Source organism: Mesorhizobium sp. WSM4845 (assembly GCF_055811455.1).
In genome coordinates, this window is the sequence record NZ_JBVVQA010000025.1 from 1 (window position 1) to 17,362 (window position 17,362).

General features: G+C 57.3%; 13 protein-coding genes and 1 pseudogene. 8 read left to right on the forward strand and 6 right to left on the reverse strand.

The annotated features are described in order from the left end of the window. From AC0L2C_RS24435 to AC0L2C_RS24445, 3 genes and pseudogenes are all read left to right on the forward strand, one after another. The coding region (locus AC0L2C_RS24435) for a hypothetical protein (RefSeq protein WP_473524640.1) at positions 1 to 306 on the forward strand (306 nt) is incomplete at its 5' end. A gap of 105 nt (positions 307 to 411) precedes the next feature. Then, on the forward strand, positions 412 to 1,098 hold the full coding sequence (locus AC0L2C_RS24440; RefSeq protein WP_287283546.1) for a class I SAM-dependent methyltransferase: 687 nt from the start codon (positions 412 to 414) through the stop codon (positions 1,096 to 1,098). 386 nt (positions 1,099 to 1,484) lie between these two features. Continuing rightward, positions 1,485 to 1,628 (forward strand): annotated as a pseudogene (locus AC0L2C_RS24445) (IS66 family transposase zinc-finger binding domain-containing protein); the annotation flags it as partial. 405 nt (positions 1,629 to 2,033) lie between these two features. Here AC0L2C_RS24445 and AC0L2C_RS24450 read toward each other — a convergent pair. The 5 genes from AC0L2C_RS24450 to AC0L2C_RS24470 form a co-directional block, all read right to left on the reverse strand. Further along, the gene (locus AC0L2C_RS24450; protein ID WP_287283547.1) at positions 2,034 to 3,299 is read right to left on the reverse strand and encodes a polysaccharide pyruvyl transferase family protein; all 1,266 of its coding nucleotides are present in this window, start codon (positions 3,297 to 3,299) and stop codon (positions 2,034 to 2,036) included. An 11-nt stretch (positions 3,300 to 3,310) separates the two neighbouring features. Continuing rightward, positions 3,311 to 4,897 carry a lipopolysaccharide biosynthesis protein gene (locus AC0L2C_RS24455; RefSeq protein WP_287283549.1) on the reverse strand — a complete coding sequence of 529 codons (1,587 nt, stop codon included), beginning with the start codon at positions 4,895 to 4,897 and terminating at the stop codon, positions 3,311 to 3,313. A gap of 250 nt (positions 4,898 to 5,147) precedes the next feature. Then, positions 5,148 to 6,398 (reverse strand): glycosyltransferase, encoded by a 1,251-nt coding sequence (locus AC0L2C_RS24460; protein WP_287283551.1) that lies wholly within the window; start codon positions 6,396 to 6,398, stop codon positions 5,148 to 5,150. Further along, positions 6,395 to 6,616, reverse strand: coding sequence for a hypothetical protein (locus AC0L2C_RS24465; RefSeq protein ID WP_258118599.1), 222 nt, complete (start codon positions 6,614 to 6,616; stop codon positions 6,395 to 6,397). Before AC0L2C_RS24465 ends, AC0L2C_RS24460 begins: the two co-directional genes overlap by 4 nt. Before the next feature lie 13 nt (positions 6,617 to 6,629). Next, positions 6,630 to 7,880, reverse strand: a complete 1,251-nt coding sequence (locus AC0L2C_RS24470; protein ID WP_287061217.1) for a glycosyltransferase — start codon at positions 7,878 to 7,880, stop codon at positions 6,630 to 6,632. A gap of 766 nt (positions 7,881 to 8,646) precedes the next feature. On the opposite strand from AC0L2C_RS24470, the gene AC0L2C_RS24475 reads away from it, so the two are divergent. From AC0L2C_RS24475 to AC0L2C_RS24495, 5 genes are all read left to right on the forward strand, one after another. Continuing rightward, positions 8,647 to 11,223 carry an SGNH/GDSL hydrolase family protein gene (locus tag AC0L2C_RS24475; RefSeq protein ID WP_287324997.1) on the forward strand — a complete coding sequence of 859 codons (2,577 nt, stop codon included), beginning with the start codon at positions 8,647 to 8,649 and terminating at the stop codon, positions 11,221 to 11,223. Next, on the forward strand, positions 11,220 to 11,480 hold the full coding sequence (locus AC0L2C_RS24480; protein ID WP_473524641.1) for an acyl carrier protein: 261 nt from the start codon (positions 11,220 to 11,222) through the stop codon (positions 11,478 to 11,480). Before AC0L2C_RS24475 ends, AC0L2C_RS24480 begins: the two co-directional genes overlap by 4 nt. A gap of 8 nt (positions 11,481 to 11,488) precedes the next feature. Further along, positions 11,489 to 13,051, forward strand: a complete 1,563-nt coding sequence (locus tag AC0L2C_RS24485) for an amino acid adenylation domain-containing protein (protein WP_287237128.1) — start codon at positions 11,489 to 11,491, stop codon at positions 13,049 to 13,051. Continuing rightward, on the forward strand, positions 13,051 to 14,199 hold the full coding sequence (locus AC0L2C_RS24490; RefSeq protein WP_287061213.1) for an acyl-CoA dehydrogenase family protein: 1,149 nt from the start codon (positions 13,051 to 13,053) through the stop codon (positions 14,197 to 14,199). Before AC0L2C_RS24485 ends, AC0L2C_RS24490 begins: the two co-directional genes overlap by 1 nt. Positions 14,200 to 14,280: 81 nt before the next feature. Beyond that, positions 14,281 to 15,294: a glycosyltransferase gene (locus AC0L2C_RS24495; protein WP_473524642.1), complete on the forward strand. Its 1,014-nt coding sequence runs from the start codon at positions 14,281 to 14,283 to the stop codon at positions 15,292 to 15,294. 373 nt (positions 15,295 to 15,667) lie between these two features. Here the strand turns inward: AC0L2C_RS24495 and AC0L2C_RS24500 are convergent, their stop codons facing one another. Further along, positions 15,668 to 17,035 (reverse strand): exopolysaccharide biosynthesis polyprenyl glycosylphosphotransferase, encoded by a 1,368-nt coding sequence (locus AC0L2C_RS24500; protein ID WP_287061212.1) that lies wholly within the window; start codon positions 17,033 to 17,035, stop codon positions 15,668 to 15,670. Positions 17,036 to 17,362 lie beyond the last annotated feature (327 nt).

Here is a 17,362-nt window from a genome sequence, read left to right on the forward strand (position 1 = left end):
GATATGGTTGCCCATCCTCTCCGTTTTCTGGATCGCTTGTACGGGCGCCTGGCGCTGCCGCGGCCCCGTGAGGACGCTTATATTCACAACCCGAAGGGTTATGGGCCCGGCCAGGAAGCCGCGGCGTCTGCCAGTCGCACCATGCGCTTAGTGGACAAAAGCTATTGGGCGTCACTCCTGGCCGAGAACATTAATGCTGCTGCGATCGAGCGACTGACGAGCGAGGACCTGAAGGACTTCAACAGGTACGGCTCCGGTGTCATGGAGACCCTGTACGAGGTTCGGTGGAGCAGCCCGGGCCCCTGAATTCGCAGAGGGTGGAGCAAACGACGAGGCGAACGGTGCTAACGATGAGGGCCTGTGGCGACAGGCCCTCGCACACTGTAACTAGCGGATGGGGAATGCTCGCCGATGCGTCCGAATGAAGCCAAGCACGTTCAGACGATCTTGGCTTCGCTTCCGAGCGAAGCAATGAATCCCTGCCTGAATATCGGCTCCTCGACCGCCCACTTCCGGACGGTGGAACAGCCCCACGTCGACCTACTCGTGTTTCGGCCGCTTCGCGAGCGCGGGGTACGTATCCTCAATATCGATATGAAGGAAGAGGAGGGAGTGGACTTGGTTGGAGATGTACTGGATCTGGCCTTCCAGGAGCAACTGAGGGCGCTCCATCCCAGGCTCGTCATGTGCTGCAACCTGCTCGAGCATCTGTTTGATCCGGGCGCATTTGCCGATGTCTGCGCCAGTATCGTGGAGCCTGAGGGTCTCCTGCTGGTCACCGGCCCGTACAGCTACCCCTATCACCTCGACCCCATCGATACGCTCTACCGGCCAGCCCCCGACGAAATCCGTCGCCTCTTTCCTGATTTCACCTGCCTGCAAGAGGCCGTCGTTTCGGACAGCACCTATCTGGACGATCTTCTGAGCCAGCATACATTACCGGAGCTGATCCGGCTGCTTACCCGGCATGTTCTAAGTTTTCCGTATCTCCTTCTTGCTGACTTTGAGCGTTTCAAGGCTCGCTATCATAGATACTTCTGGCTCTTTCGACCCTATTCGTCGACCGTGGTCTTACTGCGTCGCCCTGCTTACGGTTGATTAGTAGATGATTGGTATCACCACGTAGAAGACCCCTTCAATCTTAGAGGACGAAGATCGATGTTGAATATACAACGCGCTTGAATTCGGGATGACCACATCGGCAAAGTACTATGATAAGAAGAATGCCAACGGAAAAGCTTCTATCGCTCGCGCGACTCAGACCCGTGACAAACTAGAGCTGCAACTCGCCTACTTGCATTAAGATAAATATTGTTCTCATTACAGAGGCGACCTGAGCCAGACTGCGCGATCCCGATCCCGCGAACGAGGCTATTCGGAAAGACTGGTGCTAGTCACTGCGTGACCGCCTCAAAGGTGTTTTCTAACTTGGTTTTTCCTGTCAGACAGGATTGGAAACGACCGTGCGCAACGCCTTAAGTAGGCATGTGATCGGCGAGGAAACCTTGCAGGGGCTCGAGGTGATCCCGGCGCAGTACCGGGTGATGGTGACGCGCCGTCCCAAATATGCCTGCCGAGCCTGCGAGCAGGTGGTGGTGCAAATTCGCGCATCTCAGAGTCACATCGAGAAGCTGAGAGGAAGATCTTTGTATTCGCACGGTGACGGCGCCTTGTCATCGCCGAGCTGAGTTTAGAGAACGCAAAGTGAGCATGCTGGGCGGCTGGAGGTCGAGACTGGATGCCGTCGCCGTTGGTCGATTGGAGCGAAGCTGCGGATTGTATCGGAGAGCCCGCATCGCGTCGCTGATCGAAACCTGGAAATTGGAAGGCGGCGATCCACGAGCCTACCTCGCCGACGTACTCACCAAGTTCGTCAACCTCTGGCCACCTCGCGTCTCGACAATAAACTCGCGGGCTGACACCAGCTCCGATCCAACTTCAAGACGCCGGCGCCGAGGCAAAAGAGCGCTTACTCAGGTCTTCTCGCCGATCACCTGCATAGGTGCCCGACAACAGGTGGACACGCGCCCAACCTATGCAAGCGCAAACAACGGTGCGTACGCCACTTCTATCCTTCTCAGCTGTTGGGAAATTGCGTTTGCACCAGCCGATGAAATCGAAGATCGCTCCTCCGATAGGCACCGTGCTAGCTTGGCAAGGACCCGATCAGACCAACCAGCCTGCTGCAATCTTTCAGTTTCGAGCGGATAATCCAATTGGCGAAAGATCGCTGATAGTTTGAAGACCGACGGTTCGATGCTAACGACCGGGACACCCTCGCAAAGCGCCAAAATCGAAGCATGCAGGCGGCTGCTGATGACGGCATCGCATTTTCGGTATATGGACCGAAGCTGCTGATATCGAGGCTGGTAGTTGATGACCGTGGATTTATCGATCATCCGACTCAAGCGTCTGGCGAAAGCCAAATCGCGATGGATTGCATTCGACACAAGAACGATGGGGCGCCCGACCTTATTCAGACCTTCTGCCAGACGCGCCCATTCATCCACGCCCTGCATAGCCCCCAAGCCATTAACTGCAAGCCCGATCGCCCCGCGGGGTATGGCGCTTGCAGCCTCCGGCACCGATATCTGTGAGGCCAGAAACACCATATCTGGTGCCTCATGAATAATCGAATTGCGCACGCCAAGATCTATCGCAACTTCAACCGATTTTGCGTCGCGCACGCTCAAATAGCACAGGTTCTTGTATACATGAGCAATCAAGGCACCGAGAGCATTGTTCCCGATCTCGAGGCTGTGGTTGATTGCGACAGTCTTCTTTCCGCTTAACTGAGCGATTCGAAGCAACAGAAGCAACCGCATCACCTGATGAGGATCGCCGGTTGGACAAATTTCCCCTGCGGGATTCCAAACGACTAAATCGGAAGTACAACAAGCTGTCACAGCGGTTACAGGAACTGATCTCTCGATTAGTCGCATGCCGGCCAATTTCCTACGCAATGCCAGCTTATGCTTTACTCTTCGGAAGGGACCACGACGCTCCTTTCCCGTCTCGTCAAGCTTGACCAAATCTAACTCAGCTTTCGCTGGCAAAGGCGCGTCCTCCCTGCGAAATCGCAATGTCAGCGCGTGAGCTAGTGCGTCAAACTCCTTGATCGAACCTCCACCGATGCCCCTCAGATCAAATTGTTCGAAAAAGCGTGGGTAACGATCAATAGCTCGAACATCCGCAGCAGGAAAACGGGATGTTACGTACCGTATGAACTCTGTAGAGAGTCCCTCATTGCCCGCATTTTGCGTATGAAGACGAGTTATAAGAAGAACACGAGGTCTCATATTAGTCCAGATCACATGTAATGACGAGCCAACTGGCGAAAAGCAAACCTTAGCGACGGCAGCGTTCGAACTCCTTCTACATCAAACCACACCAAAGTTTTCTCTGGCAAGAAGTAGAGTAGCGCGAGCACTGAGTTCACAACAGCAAGAGCGCTGATTGCGACAATGACAATGCTCGACTGCCCAACAAGCATAGCCTTTGTACCTACGCCGATGGCAACAACCACCAAGGCGAGAGACATTGGCATAACGTGAGTCCTAAGAATAGCACCGATACTCATTTCCATAACTCTGGAGACGAGTCGGACGGTGATCACAAAAGCAGCGCCGAAAGCCAGTAGCACCACCGTGCAAATGCTGGCGAGGCCATGATCGGAAGTCGTCAGGATGCCGAGTGCGAGTATAGCAACGACAGCGCAGTTATTCTTGATGATGCGATAGGGCTGCCCCAGCGCCTGAAGGACTGCGTAACTAACCCTGTTACCAAGCCGAAAATATAGGCTGGTCGCAAGAAGGGCAAAGGGCAAGACGGCCTCGTCCCATCGTGGACCAAGCATAATGTCGACAAGCTCTTGCGCGAAAACGATAGAAAATGCACTGGTCGGGATGGTGGCCAGTGCCGTTAAAGATAGGCCCTTCAAGTATCCGCTGCGCAGGCGTTCTCGGTCATTCTGAAGCTGAGCCATGGCAGGAAATGCAACAATTCGGACGATGCCGTTGAAGAGATGCCCTGCATTCTCGCTGAGGAAAGCCGCGCGCGTGAAAAGACCGAGCGCCTCGGCGCCCATGAGCCGTGCGATAAGAAACTTGGGGGTATTGTTCACCAGGTATCCGAAGGGCTGCGTGAGCGAGAACCCAAGGCTCATCGGCCACAATTCGCGAAACGCTCGAGCTGAAAAGCCGGGCAGCACGAGAAGCTTGCGAGCAGCAACTCCGAAGGCAAGCGCACCAACAGACACTTCTGCAATCTGCATGGCGACGAGCGACCAATAGCCGAATCCGGCGAACGCCATGGGAACAGCAACGACGAAGACCGCTACGGAGAAGCTGAAGAGCGGGCGGAGAGAAACCGCCCTTATCCTCATGTTGCGCACAAGGAGCGCCTCGCAGATCAAGTTGAAGGCACCCAGCGGAGTCGTGAATGCGAGCAGTTTCACGACCTCGGTTAGAGCTTCGATACGCATCAACGCTGCGACAAACGGCGCTGCGAGCCACAAGGCGGCACCGATCACGCAAGATAGAGTAAGAGAGACACCGAGCGCAGTTGCTATGTGATCTCGCTCGACGACCTTGCGCTGGATGAGCGCCTGGGCCAGGCCCAAACCATAGAGCATCGCCGCAAGCTCCACGGCGATGACTGCGCCGCCGACGACGCCGTAATCCCACGGCGAAAGCAGCCGCGCCAATATCGCAACCGAAATGAATTTCAGTCCCAGGCGCGCGATCGAGGTTACGCCGGACCAAGCAGCGCCCTTCAGCATGCGCTCTGTCAGTTTGCGCGGTTTAGTTGTCGAGTTGCTGTCCTCAGTGTTTGCCATGCACGATGCGCCGTTTGGGTCACCGGTAGCGTCTCCGCCGTCGTTTGCTGATTCAGCCATGAACATAATCCTGTTGGCGCCATCGATGACCCCGCCATTCCAGCTTGATGAAGGTTGTCGCCAATACATCCCCCTTCCGTACGAAGAGCCTCTGCTTGACTGCATTTCTGCCGGGAACCGCCTCGACCAGCTCGCCACCGGCAACATTCAAGCGACGCCGCACTAGGACGGAGTAAACCGCCCTTTCTGCTTTCCGTCCACTGGCCAAATATGAGCGTCTGTGCATTAGATCCTCGCCTGGCAAAAGCAGCTACCAGACGAATCTCCTCTTTGTACCGAGCATGTTGCTCTCAGACGTCACATGCTGCCGCATGAGAGTGGAGTATAGCTCCATTTGGAGCAGGGCGACGCTCTCCATGCTGAACCGCGCGGCGATTGTCTGTACTGCGTGCTGCGCCATCTCATAGCGCTCGGCTTCCGATAGGCCGAGCGCGCGACGAAGAAGCCCGGAAAACTCGGCATGCGAGCGGGCCAGAAAGCCGCCGCGCTCATGTTCCACAATGTCGGACGCACCGCTGACATCGGTGATGATTGGGACCACGCCGCAGCTCATGGCCTCGAGCAGGGCGTTTGACATGCCTTCCGACGCCGAGGTGGAAAGATAGAAATCAGCCTCCCACAGAAAGGGAAACACATCTTCGACCGCCCCGGCGAATGTGACCTTGCCGGAAAGGCCCAACCGGGCCGCCTGTTCCTCGAGAGGGACGCGGCACTGGCCATCGCCCAGGATGGTGAGTTGCGCCTTTGCGTCGGCGGGAAGTGCCGCGAACGCATCGATCATGTGCTCGACGCATTTTTCCGGATCGAGACGGCCAAGGCAGATAAAGCGTCGGCTGCCATCGGCGCTCGGCTCGCGGCGCGGCTTGCGGGGCAGATCGATCCCATTCGGAATCATATGAATGCGATCCGCGCCGATGCCATTTCTCTTCAGATCACCAGCGATTTGGCGGCTATTGGCGATGAAGGCCGTGACGTGACGTTTAATCAAGGCGGACGCCCAGCGACCGATGATCTTCTTTTCGCGCACAACGTCGAGATCGAAACACCGTCCGCCCCGGGCCAATTTTGCGAGAACCGGTTTGCGTAGGAGGGCTCCTGCCAATGCCGCCGGAACAGCATGAAGTCGGGCATGGATGATATGTACGACATCGAATTCGTCGCGACGGCGCAGCATCCAGATCAAAACCTGGACACACCACGACAGGAACGACAGCATATGCCGCCCGCCCAAATACGGAGCCGCGCGCAAACGAAGGCGATGGATAGGCACCCCGTCGATGGCGGACCGTTTCGGGGTCGAGTGCGACAGTCTGGGTGCCAGAATGGTTGCGGAAACGCCGCTTTCAACCAGCGCCCGAGCAAATCGCCGCGCCTGTTGTTCGCCGCCGCCATATGACTCAGGAAAATAGGTTGGGAGCACGAGCAGAACACGTATGCTGGGAAGAGCTTCGGCTCGCGGGGTCTTCGTCGGATAAGCGGAGGCAACTTCTGCTTCAATCATATCAATCCGCCGGATAGCGTTCCTGGAGCCAGGGCGGCCACCAAGATTACAACCCCGTCCCATGTGCAAAAAAGAAGATGCCTCTTTGGCATCTCACTGCCTTTCAGCGCATCGATCCCCTTGTCGTCCAGATCGACGCACTCCACCTCATCCCCGAAATCGGCAAAGTTTGCACCGCTAACCAATCCGGCAAGCTGCCCGATCACCGTCAAACGCATAGGCAGCACCCGTTCATCGCGGAAGCGCCACATTTCGGATAGGACGTGTTGTTGATACTCCCGTGCTTGCCCGATGCTGGTCAAGAGCCTCGCGGTAAATGGCATCGGTCCGCTTGCCCATCAGCTTGACGTCCCAGTTCGAAAGATCCGTCGCCGCGGCGGCACCTTGGGCGAGGCAGGCCAGTCTTGCACGATCCTCCAGGAGGGCGGCAATGGCGTCGGCCATCGCTGCCAAATCATCCGCGGGTGTAATCACACCGTTGATACCAGGGCGGAGCACTTCGCGAAGACCTGGCAGATCGCAAGCGACGCAAGGCTTGCCACCGGCGAGATATTGCATGACCACGCGGGGCAATCCCTCTCGCATGGAACAGAGCAGGCAGAGGTCCGCAAGCGCGATCAGCCGCTCGGGGTCGTCCCGATAACCGGTAAAGACCACTTGTCGCTCGAGCCCAAGCTGCTTGGCCCGCGATTCCACGGTCGAGCGAAGCGGCCCGTCGCCCGCGAGCACAAGCACCGCGTCGGGTAACCGGACGGCGACTTTGTTGAAAGCGTCCAGAAATTCCGTGTGTCGCTTGCGTGGTTCGAAAGCCGCGATCATCAAGAGCACGGACGGGCGCGGCGCGTCCGGGGTCAAGCGCAACAAATCGCGCCAACCGTCGGGCGGACCGGCGTTGCGAAAACGATCGAGATCGAATCCGGAATGGACGACATAATGTTTGTCTGGATGTCCCACTCCCGCGCTCAAGCATAAGTCGCGGATGCCCTCGCTCACACTGATGAACGCACTGGTGACTGGCGCTGCCAGCTTTTCCAAGGCGAGATAAGTAAACCGCTCGGCGACGCCGACATTGACAAAAGGCACGATATGCACGCCATGAACGATCGCTGGCACTCCCGCCGCCCATGCGGCGAGCCGCCCGAGAATGCCTGCCTTGCTGGTGTGCGTATGCACGATGTCGGCATTCAAGGCGCGGAATCTCCGGGTGAGCGCCAACAATGCCCGCATGTCGGAGACAGGCGAAATGGAGCGAGTCAGGCCCGGGACGCCAATGAGTTCCACCCGCGGGTCCAATTTAGCTATGATTTCCGGCAGGACCGTCTCGCCATGTAGCAGGGCAACATCATGCCCCCCTTGCGCGGCCCAATTGCAGGAATGGACAGTATTCTCATCAGCACCGCCATTGATGAGACGGGTGATGACATGAGCGATACGCAGTCGACGCCCCACGTCAATCTTGCCTTCCGCATCCTGTACTTTCATATCGCCGCACCGATCGCGCTGAATTTATCCGTTGGGTGCGTTCCCACGCCCAGCCGCGCTTTTGGTCCATGTGTCCCGATATCGGTGCTACTGCATTGGAGTGACATGCCACGCCCCCGGTGGGTGCATGCCGTATGGAGATGAACCCCGAATCCTAAGTGTCCTTCTTGGGCCATGGCACTTGCAGTCCGTAAGGAGGGTCATTCCAACGGCTTCCAGTCGATCAGATCTAACTTGTTGGATTTAAACGTCCCAGAGAACTGCCGCTGTTACCCCGGGCACAGCGGAGTGATTATTTTGTGGTATACCTTGTACCAATACTTCTGCCTTATCGCGTTTTAACGAAATCGGATCGGAACCGGACTCGTTCAAAAAGTAGTGGAGGCAACGCTTTAAGGGACAACGCAGATAGAGCGTCGGCTGCCATCGGCGTTCGGCTCGCGGCGCGGATTGCGGGGCAGATCGATCCCATTCGGAATCGGCTTCCAATCGGTCAGATTTAGCTTGTTGGATTTAAGCGTCTTAGAGACGGGTCGCTGTTACCCCGGGCACAGCGCAGCGATTTTTCTCTGATACACTTATGTACTTCTGCGTTTGCGCGGAACCGGACTCGTTCAAAGAAGTCAAGGCAACGCTCCAAGGACCGGGCGCTTTACCCGTCAGGGATGGGAGCCAGGGGAGGGGGACCAGCAGCTTGCGGATCTTTCGCGTGCCCCAAAGCTACTTCTCGTCAATGTCTGCCGGCAGCTGGTTGAGGCGCGCGAGCGTGCATTCGATCAAGACATTGTCTCTTCCCTGGTCGGCGGATCCTACGGGGACTGAGTCGAGAAGCATCCTGGCTTGGTTCGCCATAGCCGGCGAGTTGGCCCTCTTCATAGCGCTGGTCTATCTCCTCAGGCTCGAGACTACTGCGCTTGTCCGCGTCCTTCTCGTTGCCCTCGCCGGCTGGTGCGTGCACTACTTCCTGCCACAGCGTTACCGGCTGCCGTTTTTCGTGCTGCTCTCGTTCGCGGCTATCGCCGCAGTTTTCGCGAACCTTGGGCCTAACTGGCACCACTGGAGATTTGAGGGCCTCATCGATGCCGCCTGGATCGTCGCCATTGGGCTCGTACTGATCGGAATCGTCCACCTACCGATCGCTTTTGGATGGAGAGTGCTGGCGCTGGTTGGCGCCGGCTGCGGGCTCGCCGCCGCACGAATGGACTGGATTGCGACCCCGTGGACGCGCGCCGTCTGGCCCGTGCTCGCTTCCATGTTCATGTTCCGTCTCATTGTCTATGCGTACGAAATGCGGCGTGACCAGAGGATGGCGACGGTTTCGGAACGTCTCGCGTATTTTTTCATGTTGCCGAACGTGTGCTTCCCGCTCTTTCCGGTCGTAGATTTTAGAACTTTCCGTAGCAGCTACTACAATGCTGACCGGCATTATATCTATCAAACAGGTGTTCAGTGGATGTTTCGCGGCGCTATCCACTTAATATGCTACCGTATCGTGTACCAGCGGTTTGTGATCGATGCTGCGGACGTACACGATCAGATTGAGCTCCTGCAATTTATCATATGGCCATTTTTACTTTATCTGAAGGTTTCAGGAACTTTTCACATAATCACCGGGATTTTGCATTTATTTGGTTTCAACCTTCCAGAAACCCACAATCTGTACTTTCTTTCCTCAAGTTTCACAGATTTCTGGCGTCGAATAAATATATACTGGAAGGACTTCATAATGAAAATTGTATACTATCCATTGTATTTTCGTTTTCGACGCTGGGGAGAGGGCGTAGCGCTGGTCAGCGCGACCCTCCTGGCGTTCCTCGCGACTTGGCTGCTGCACAACTATCAGTGGTTCTGGTTACGTGGCACCTGGGTATTCACCTGGAACGACTTCCTCTTCTGGATGATCCTGGCCGTGCTTGTGACGATCAACGCCCACTATGAAATGCGGCACGGTCGCACGCGGCGCCTGCGTGGCGGGGCACTAAGCTGGAACGGTGCGCTGCAAACTGCTGGCCGGACCATCGGCGTGTTCGTCGTCATCTCGCTCCTTTGGTCGTTTTGGAGCGCGAGCTCGGTCCCGCAATGGTTCTCGGTCTTCGAAACCGTGGGTGTGGAAGGCCCTGGCAAAACAACGCCCGCCCTCGTGCTGCTCACGGTAGCAGCTATCATTGGCATTCCTGCCCTTGCGCTCGCGCGCGGCGCCGCCGACCGCCAATACAGTTTTCGGCGGTCGGTTGCGTCGGTCGGTGTCTGCGGGTTGATCGCGGTTTGCATCTCGCTCCCCGGGTTTCGCGATCGCCTCGGCGAGACTGTGAATACCGCAATGGCCGACATTAGAGCGCCGAACCTCAATAGCCGCGACAACGAGAACCTGGAGCGCGGCTACTACGAGAACCTCGTCAATGTCAGCGCTTTTAACCCAGAACTGTGGATTGTCTACGGCCAACGACGAGACGAGGGATGGGGCAATTTACACAAGACGCCGCTGAGTGAGTTTACGGGTGCGCTTCCCACGATCTATCTGCGCCCACTCTCCCAAGCAGACTATAAGGGAAAGCGGGTCCATATCAACCGCTGGGGCATGCGAGATCAGGACTACGAAAAGATTCCTGCTCCCGGCACCCTACGAATTGCAACCGTCGGCTCTTCGCACGTCTTCGGCGAGGGCGTCGCGGATGAAGAGATTTTCGAGGGCCTGTTGGAGCGGCGGCTGAATGAGCAGGCGGCCGACAGCGGGTATCGAGATTACGAGGTGCTGAACTTCGCCGTCGGGGGCTATGTTCCCCTGGACGTTCTGGCCATCACCGAGGATCGGGTGCTCGCATTCAAACCAAAGTACATTTTTTACTTCGAGCACACCGCGCTTATTCCACGAATGCTAAAGCGTCTCGCGACAGCAATCCAGAATGGCTCCGCATATCGCTACGACTTCGTGAGCGACATTGTACGCGAGAGCGGGATCGATCCCAGCGCCGACCGCGAGGTGCTTCAAAGAAAGCTCACCCCCTACGGAGAGAGACTTCTGCGTGCAATCTATTCTCGAATCGTGGAAGCTGCGAAGCGAGAAGGTGTCGGGGTCTTTTGGATCTATCTACCCAGACCAGACGAGAGGACCAGTCCCGAGCTGGAGAGGCGCCTCGCTGCCGAGGCTGGATTCAACGTTCTCGATCTTTCCAACGTGTATGACGGGCACGACTGGCGGACCCTTCTTGTAGCACCTTGGGACGATCACCCAAACGCCGCCGGCCATCGGCTCATCGCCGACAAGCTTTACGAGGTGCTGCAGCAACACCGGGATCTAATTCCCCTGAACCTTGCGGTTGCTCCGCACAAGGAGGAACAATGAACGCGATCCAGATCAGGACGATGGCCAGGGATTTCATATTGAAGGAATTCCTGCCTGGTGAAATGCCGGAGAATCTGACGGATTCAACGGAGCTGATAACTGGCGGCATTCTCGACTCGCTGGCGACGCTCAAGCTCGTTGCCTACCTGGAAAAGTCCTGCGGCATCGAAATCGCCCCCTACGAACTCGTGCCGGAGAACCTGAACTCCATCGCCCATATTGCCAATTTCGTGCAATCGAAGCAGGCGTGCACGTAGAGCCCGTCATGCCGGTCGCTATCTTGCACGAGTATCTGGAACAGAGCGCGAGGCGGTATCCCCAGACGTGCGCCGCTGTCGAGGCGAGCTCTGGGCGGCAGATCACCTACGGCGAGCTCGACGCGCTGTCGGACCAAGTCCGCGACCATCTGCGTCGGATCGGCGTCCGGCCGGGGGACCGCGTCGGCATTTGCCTTCCAAAATCGATCGCCTCGCTCGCTGTTCTGTTCGGCATCTTAAAGGTGGGCGCGGCCTATGTGCCCGTCGACTCTCTGGCACCGCCTGCGCGTAACGCGTTCATATTTACCGACTGCGGCGTGCGCGCGATTTTCGTGGAGGCTTCCCGAGCCGAAACTTTGCACTGTGAGTTGGCGCGCTTGGCTGCGGAACCTTGTCTCTTATCGCTCGACTGGTCCGACGGTCCCTCGCCGCTCGCGACGTACCTGGCTCGCGTAGAGGCCGGCGGCCTGGCGGTGGAGGACGAATCGGCGCGGCCGGGGCCGGACAACCTCGCTTACGTGCTTTACACTTCGGGCTCGACCGGCCAGCCGAAGGGCGTGATGCTGACGCATCGTAATGGCTCGAGCTACGTGGATTGGTGCTCCGAGATCCTCGCCCCTGACGAGAATGACCGCTTCTCCTCCCATGCGCCTTTCCACTTCGACCTGTCTATCCTCGACATCTTCGTACCGCTAAAGCACGGCGCGACCGTATTCCTCATCGGTGAGGAGCTCGGCAAGAATCCGGCCCGGATGGCGTCGGTTATCGCCGAGCGGCGGTTGACCGTCTGGTATTCCACGCCCTCCGTACTCACGCTTCTGGTCGAGCACGGCGGCCTTGATGCTCGCGACGACCACGCTCTTCGGTTCATTCTATTTGCCGGCGAAGTTTTTCCGGTCAAGCATCTGCGCAGGCTGAAGGCTGTGGTCCCACGCGCACGCTACCTGAATCTTTATGGCCCAACCGAAACCAACGTCTGTACCTACTACGAAATCCCGCAGACGATCGCCGAAGACCGCTCGGCGCCGTTTCCGATCGGGCGCGCCTGCTCGCATGTTAAGGCACGCGTGATCGATGCGAATGGTCGCAACGTGCCGCGAGGCCAGGAAGGCGAGCTCGCAATCAGCGGTGCTCCCGTGATGCTGGGCTATTGGAACATGCCTGAGCGAACAAGCGCCGCTTTTCATGTCGATTCAAGCGGTCGCTGGTACCGTACCGGCGATGTAGTGATCGAAGGCGATGGCGGAGTCTACACCTTCCGCGGTCGACGCGACCGGATGGTGAAGAGACGGGGATATCGGATCGAACTCGGCGAGATCGAGACGGCGCTCTATCGCCATCCAGCGATCTCCGAGGTGGCGGCGATCGCTCGCTCGGAGGAGTCGGGCGTCTCCATAAAGGTGTTCTATGCCTCGCGCGACAGCCATGCGCTGTCGCTCATCGAGCTGAAGCGGTTCTGCGCCCACAACTTGCCGGCCTACATGGCCCCGGACTGGTTCTCGCATCAGAAGTTACTTCCGAAGACATCGACAGATAAAATCGACTACCAGCATCTGATGAGGATGGAGTAGTGGATTTCGCGCTGAACGAGGAGCAGCGTATCCTGCGTGGCCAGATCCTTCGCTTCGCGCAAGATAAGCTCAATAAAGATGTCAGGCAGCGCGACCGAGACCAAGTATTCCAGCGCGAGTTGTGGGGGGCTTGCGCGCAGATGGGCCTGACCGGCCTGCCAGTCCCGCAGGCCTATGGGGGACCCGGTCTCGATTCCCTGTCCACGGCCATGGCAATCGATGCGCTTGGCTACGGCTGCGAGGATTCCGGCTTGGTCTTCTCGATCTGCGCCCACCTTCTGGCCTGCGTGGTGCCGATTTGGAAGTTCGGCACTGAAGAGCAGAAGAATCGATATCTTCCGGGGCTCTGTGATGGCACTTTGATCGCAGCCAATGCGATGAGCGAACCGGCGGCGGGCTCCGATGCATTTGCGATGCAAACCAGGGCGGAGCCTCATGGCGACGGCTTTCTAATCAACGGCACAAAGACCTTCGTGAGCAACGGGCCGGTGGCAGATGTTGCTGTCGTCTTTGCTGTCACTGACCGCGCCAAGGGGTATTTCGGCGGCATCACGAGCTTCCTCGTGGACCGCGCGCTGCCCGGCTATCGGGTCGCGCAAAAGTTCGAAAAAATGGGACTGCGGACGTCTCCGATCGGGGAGCTTGTCTTCGAGAACGTATTTGTTTCGAAGGACGCTGTTCTCGGTGGAGTGGGCGGCGGCTCCAGGCTGTTCGCTCATAGCATGGACTGGGAGCGGGCGTGCCTATTCGCCAGTCATGTAGGCACCATGGAGCGGCTTCTGGAAAAGGCAGTGGCCTATACGCGCACCAGACGTCAGTCCGGCCAGGCCATCTCCAAGCACCAGGCGGTCGCCCATAAGATTGCCGACATGAAGATGCAACTGGAGGCGGCCCGACTGCTCGTCTACAAGGCGGCGTGGGGCCTTGAGCGCTCCGAGTCCGTATCCCTCGACGCCGCCGTTTCGAAGCTCTTTGTGAGCGAATCGCTAGTCCGCACTACGCTCGATGTCGTCCAGGTCTTCGGCGGCTATGGTTTCTTGAGCGAATTCGACGTCGAACGTGCCGTGCGTGATGCCATCGGCAGCAAACTCTATTCCGGAACTTCGGAGATACAGCGCAACATTATTGCTGGCTGGCTGGGGCTTTGATGACGGCTGTGGTAAGAACCTGTCCGGTGAAGGGCGGTGTGTGCCGGAGCGGAGGTCCTACTAGCGCTGCCACGCGCCTCCATGAATCCACGGGATCATTATGAAAAGATCGTGCGCCATACGGATTCGGTACCGAGTTCCCATTCCGCGTTCTCCCTGTACCCTTTTGGCCTGTGCCCGGCCGGGAGCTTTTTTGCTGTGTTGGCGCTTCTTGCTGCGGTCTGGCTGCGGCCGCATGTCGTCGGTACACGCTCGGCTACTGTAGCGCTTGTTTCTGCCGGACTTTTCGGGTTCACGACCGTTTTTGAGCTTCACGACCCGATTGGCAGTTTGAGCAGACGTCAGCGTCAGCGCCTTGCCAAACTGATAGGCCTAGAGGCATTCCGTATGCTGGTCGTCACGTCGCAACGTCTGCGAGACGACAGCATCCGCCTCTTACATGCGGGAAAATTTCTCATCGCGCCCAATGGCGCGGATCCTGTTCCGCCGAATGGCGAGCCATGCAGCCTCAGCGGCACGTTCAAGGTTGGTAATGTCGGACACCTGTATAAGGGAAAAGGCATGGAGATCATAAGCGCTATTGCGCCTCGATGCGGCTGGGCGACATTTCACATCGTCGGGGGAACTCCAGGCGATATAGAGTATTGGACAGCGAAGCTGGCCAAATGCCCGAACACCGTGTTTCACGGCTACGTTCCTCACGCCGCGACATATGCCTACTTGGCCGAAATGGACGTTGTCCTCGCGCCCTATCTTAGAGATGTAGAGGGCCAGGGCGGCGGTCGAAATATCGCTGAGGGAATGTCGCCGCTCAAGCTCTTCGAATATATGGCGCATGGCAAACCCATAGTGTCCTCCGACCTGTCAGTTATACGAGAAGTTTTGAGGGATAGCGTCAACAGCGTTCTGGTGTCGCCAGACAACCCGTCCGACTGGGTCAAAGCCCTTCAGCGCCTGCGCGAAAACAAGGCACTTCGGGACCAGATTGGTCAGCAGGCGAAGGCAGACTTTCTGGCCAGGTACAGCCGCATCGCACGCGCAACCAACATTCTAGAGGAAATCAAGAGCCGGATGCCGTCGAGCGGAAGCTCATAGGACTGCACAATTTCTCGTGTTGAAGGCGGCTGCGCCCCCAAGCAAGCCTGCTTTCCGTCCGCCGCAATGAGCCCGTGGTCCGTCCTTGAACCGTTGAATGGCAAGATCCGACTGCCCCAGGCTTTTTGCTGAGGTTCCGTCATGTGTTGCTCCGACCATCTCCCTGCGTCGCGTTGATTTTCGCATTGAGCTAAATTTAGCCTGCGAGATGCGCCACTGTCCGGCGACTGAACGGGCGCGAACCCGATTGTGAGGCTCGATGTACTCGCTGGCGGCGGGATCGCCCGAAGCATCAGAATCAAAATTATCCGGTCAATCGGTCGGAAGATGGAATACATATATCCATTAGCTTCCTGAGAAGCTGCTATATACATCAATAGACATCACGATCCGAAAAGATCAGTAGAGCAGTTTTCCAAATTATCTTAGTGTCGAGAAGCATGCTCCAGGATTTTATATACCAGAGGTCATGCTCAATGCGTTTTTCCATCCTCCAGAGTTCCTTCGTTTCCCCTCGAAAGCCATTGATCTGAGCCCACCCTGTCAAACCGGGTTTAACATGATGGCGATAAGCATAGCTCGCAATGGTCAAAGTATAGGTGTCGTCATGAGCGACGGCGTGAGGTCGGGGCCCAACCAGGGACATCTCCCCCCGAAGCACGTTGAACAATTGCGGCAGCTCGTCGATGTTTGACCGGCGCAATATTCGGCCAAGTCGGGTAACCCGCGCATCATTGCGCTGAGCCTGGCGAATTTGTGTGCCGTTCTCTTGCACCGTCATCGATCGGAATTTGTAAATATTGAACGGCTTACCACCAAAACCTCGTCGCATCTGCCGGAACAGCACAGGGCGACCGTTCTCGAGCGCTATGGCACATCCGACCAGGGCCATCAACGGACACAGGAACAGCAGTAGCAGGGATGCAACAGCAATATCGAACAGCCGCTTGAGCAGGCGTTCGGTAGGCCTCAACGGCACACGCTGGACTTCGAAGGCTCGCTGCCAGCCGGTGTGCAGCGGGCATCCAGCCAGAATTCTATCTATGTAGGCGTCGGCGAAAAGATAGACCGGCAGCGGGAGGCGGGACATTTCCTCCAGGATGCGTTCGATCAACTTCCGCTGGTCCCAAGAGCAAAAGAGATAAACTGCCCCATACGAGCCACTACGGAACGCAGCCTGTGCAGCTGCGACGGCGGCATGCACCGATCGTGCTGCGATCGTGCCATCATCGTTCTCGATGTTCGAAACACCACAAACCGCGATGCCCTGTTGCCCAAGCTTGGCAATTATCCCCTGTTCCTTCCCAGGAACGCCAGAGTAAAACAGATAAACTGTGCGCAACACGAGTTTCTCAGCCGCCAGAAGCCGTGTCAGCCCGCGCGCTAGAACCGCGTGGCCAGGCAGCAGGATTGGGAATCCGACCGCAAACGCCAGCGTCAAGGAGCCGCGCGAGAACGTCGACGTCGTCTTCGTGAGAAAGGCGAGCCAGAGAATTGAAAAGAAAACAAACAGCCAGCCGCTGAAGAGTGTTTTGATCCTGCAGTGATCGTCCAGGATGCCACTAACCGTGTAGGCGCCCCTGGCGGTCATGAATGCGACCAGCAATAGGCCGGCGGTAACACTTAGGCAGATCGAATCCCAGATATCTGGCGGCCTCACGCCGAAGGCCCGATGGTAGAGCTCAATTGACGCAAGAAATACGGTCTGTCCAAGGAGGAAATCAGCAGTTGCGAGAAACACGCAAACTGCTCCCACAGGGAGCCGTAGCGGCTCTACGCTCCGCTTCCAGAGCGCACGCGACGCCTCGGTTGGTGCATGCCGCATAAGACGACCCCCCGAATCCTGTTGCATCCCTTCTCCTCTTTGGGTCATGGCACACGCCATCCCATAAGGAGGGGGTCATCCCAACGGCTTCCAGTCGGTTAGATTTGATTTAAATGTCTCAGAGACATGTCGCTGTTACCTCGGGCACAGACGAGTCGCTATTTTATCGTATCCTAATGTGTTAATATTTTCTGCCTTGACGCGTTTGCGCGAGAACGGACTGGAGGTCGGACTCGTTCAAAC

Excerpts from the sequence above, each read along its gene's own strand:
- AC0L2C_RS24440 (WP_287283546.1), top strand. The coding sequence starts at position 412 with ATGCGTCCGAATGAAGCCAAGCACGTTCAGACGATCTTGGCTTCGCTT.
- AC0L2C_RS24450 (WP_287283547.1), bottom strand. The coding sequence starts at position 3,299 with ATGAGACCTCGTGTTCTTCTTATAACTCGTCTTCATACGCAAAATGCG.
- AC0L2C_RS24455 (WP_287283549.1), bottom strand. The coding sequence starts at position 4,897 with ATGGCTGAATCAGCAAACGACGGCGGAGACGCTACCGGTGACCCAAAC.
- AC0L2C_RS24460 (WP_287283551.1), bottom strand. The coding sequence starts at position 6,398 with ATGATTGAAGCAGAAGTTGCCTCCGCTTATCCGACGAAGACCCCGCGA.
- AC0L2C_RS24465 (WP_258118599.1), bottom strand. The coding sequence starts at position 6,616 with ATGCGTTTGACGGTGATCGGGCAGCTTGCCGGATTGGTTAGCGGTGCA.
- AC0L2C_RS24470 (WP_287061217.1), bottom strand. The coding sequence starts at position 7,880 with ATGAAAGTACAGGATGCGGAAGGCAAGATTGACGTGGGGCGTCGACTG.
- AC0L2C_RS24480 (WP_473524641.1), top strand. The coding sequence starts at position 11,220 with ATGAACGCGATCCAGATCAGGACGATGGCCAGGGATTTCATATTGAAG.
- AC0L2C_RS24485 (WP_287237128.1), top strand. The coding sequence starts at position 11,489 with ATGCCGGTCGCTATCTTGCACGAGTATCTGGAACAGAGCGCGAGGCGG.
- AC0L2C_RS24495 (WP_473524642.1), top strand. The coding sequence starts at position 14,281 with ATGAATCCACGGGATCATTATGAAAAGATCGTGCGCCATACGGATTCG.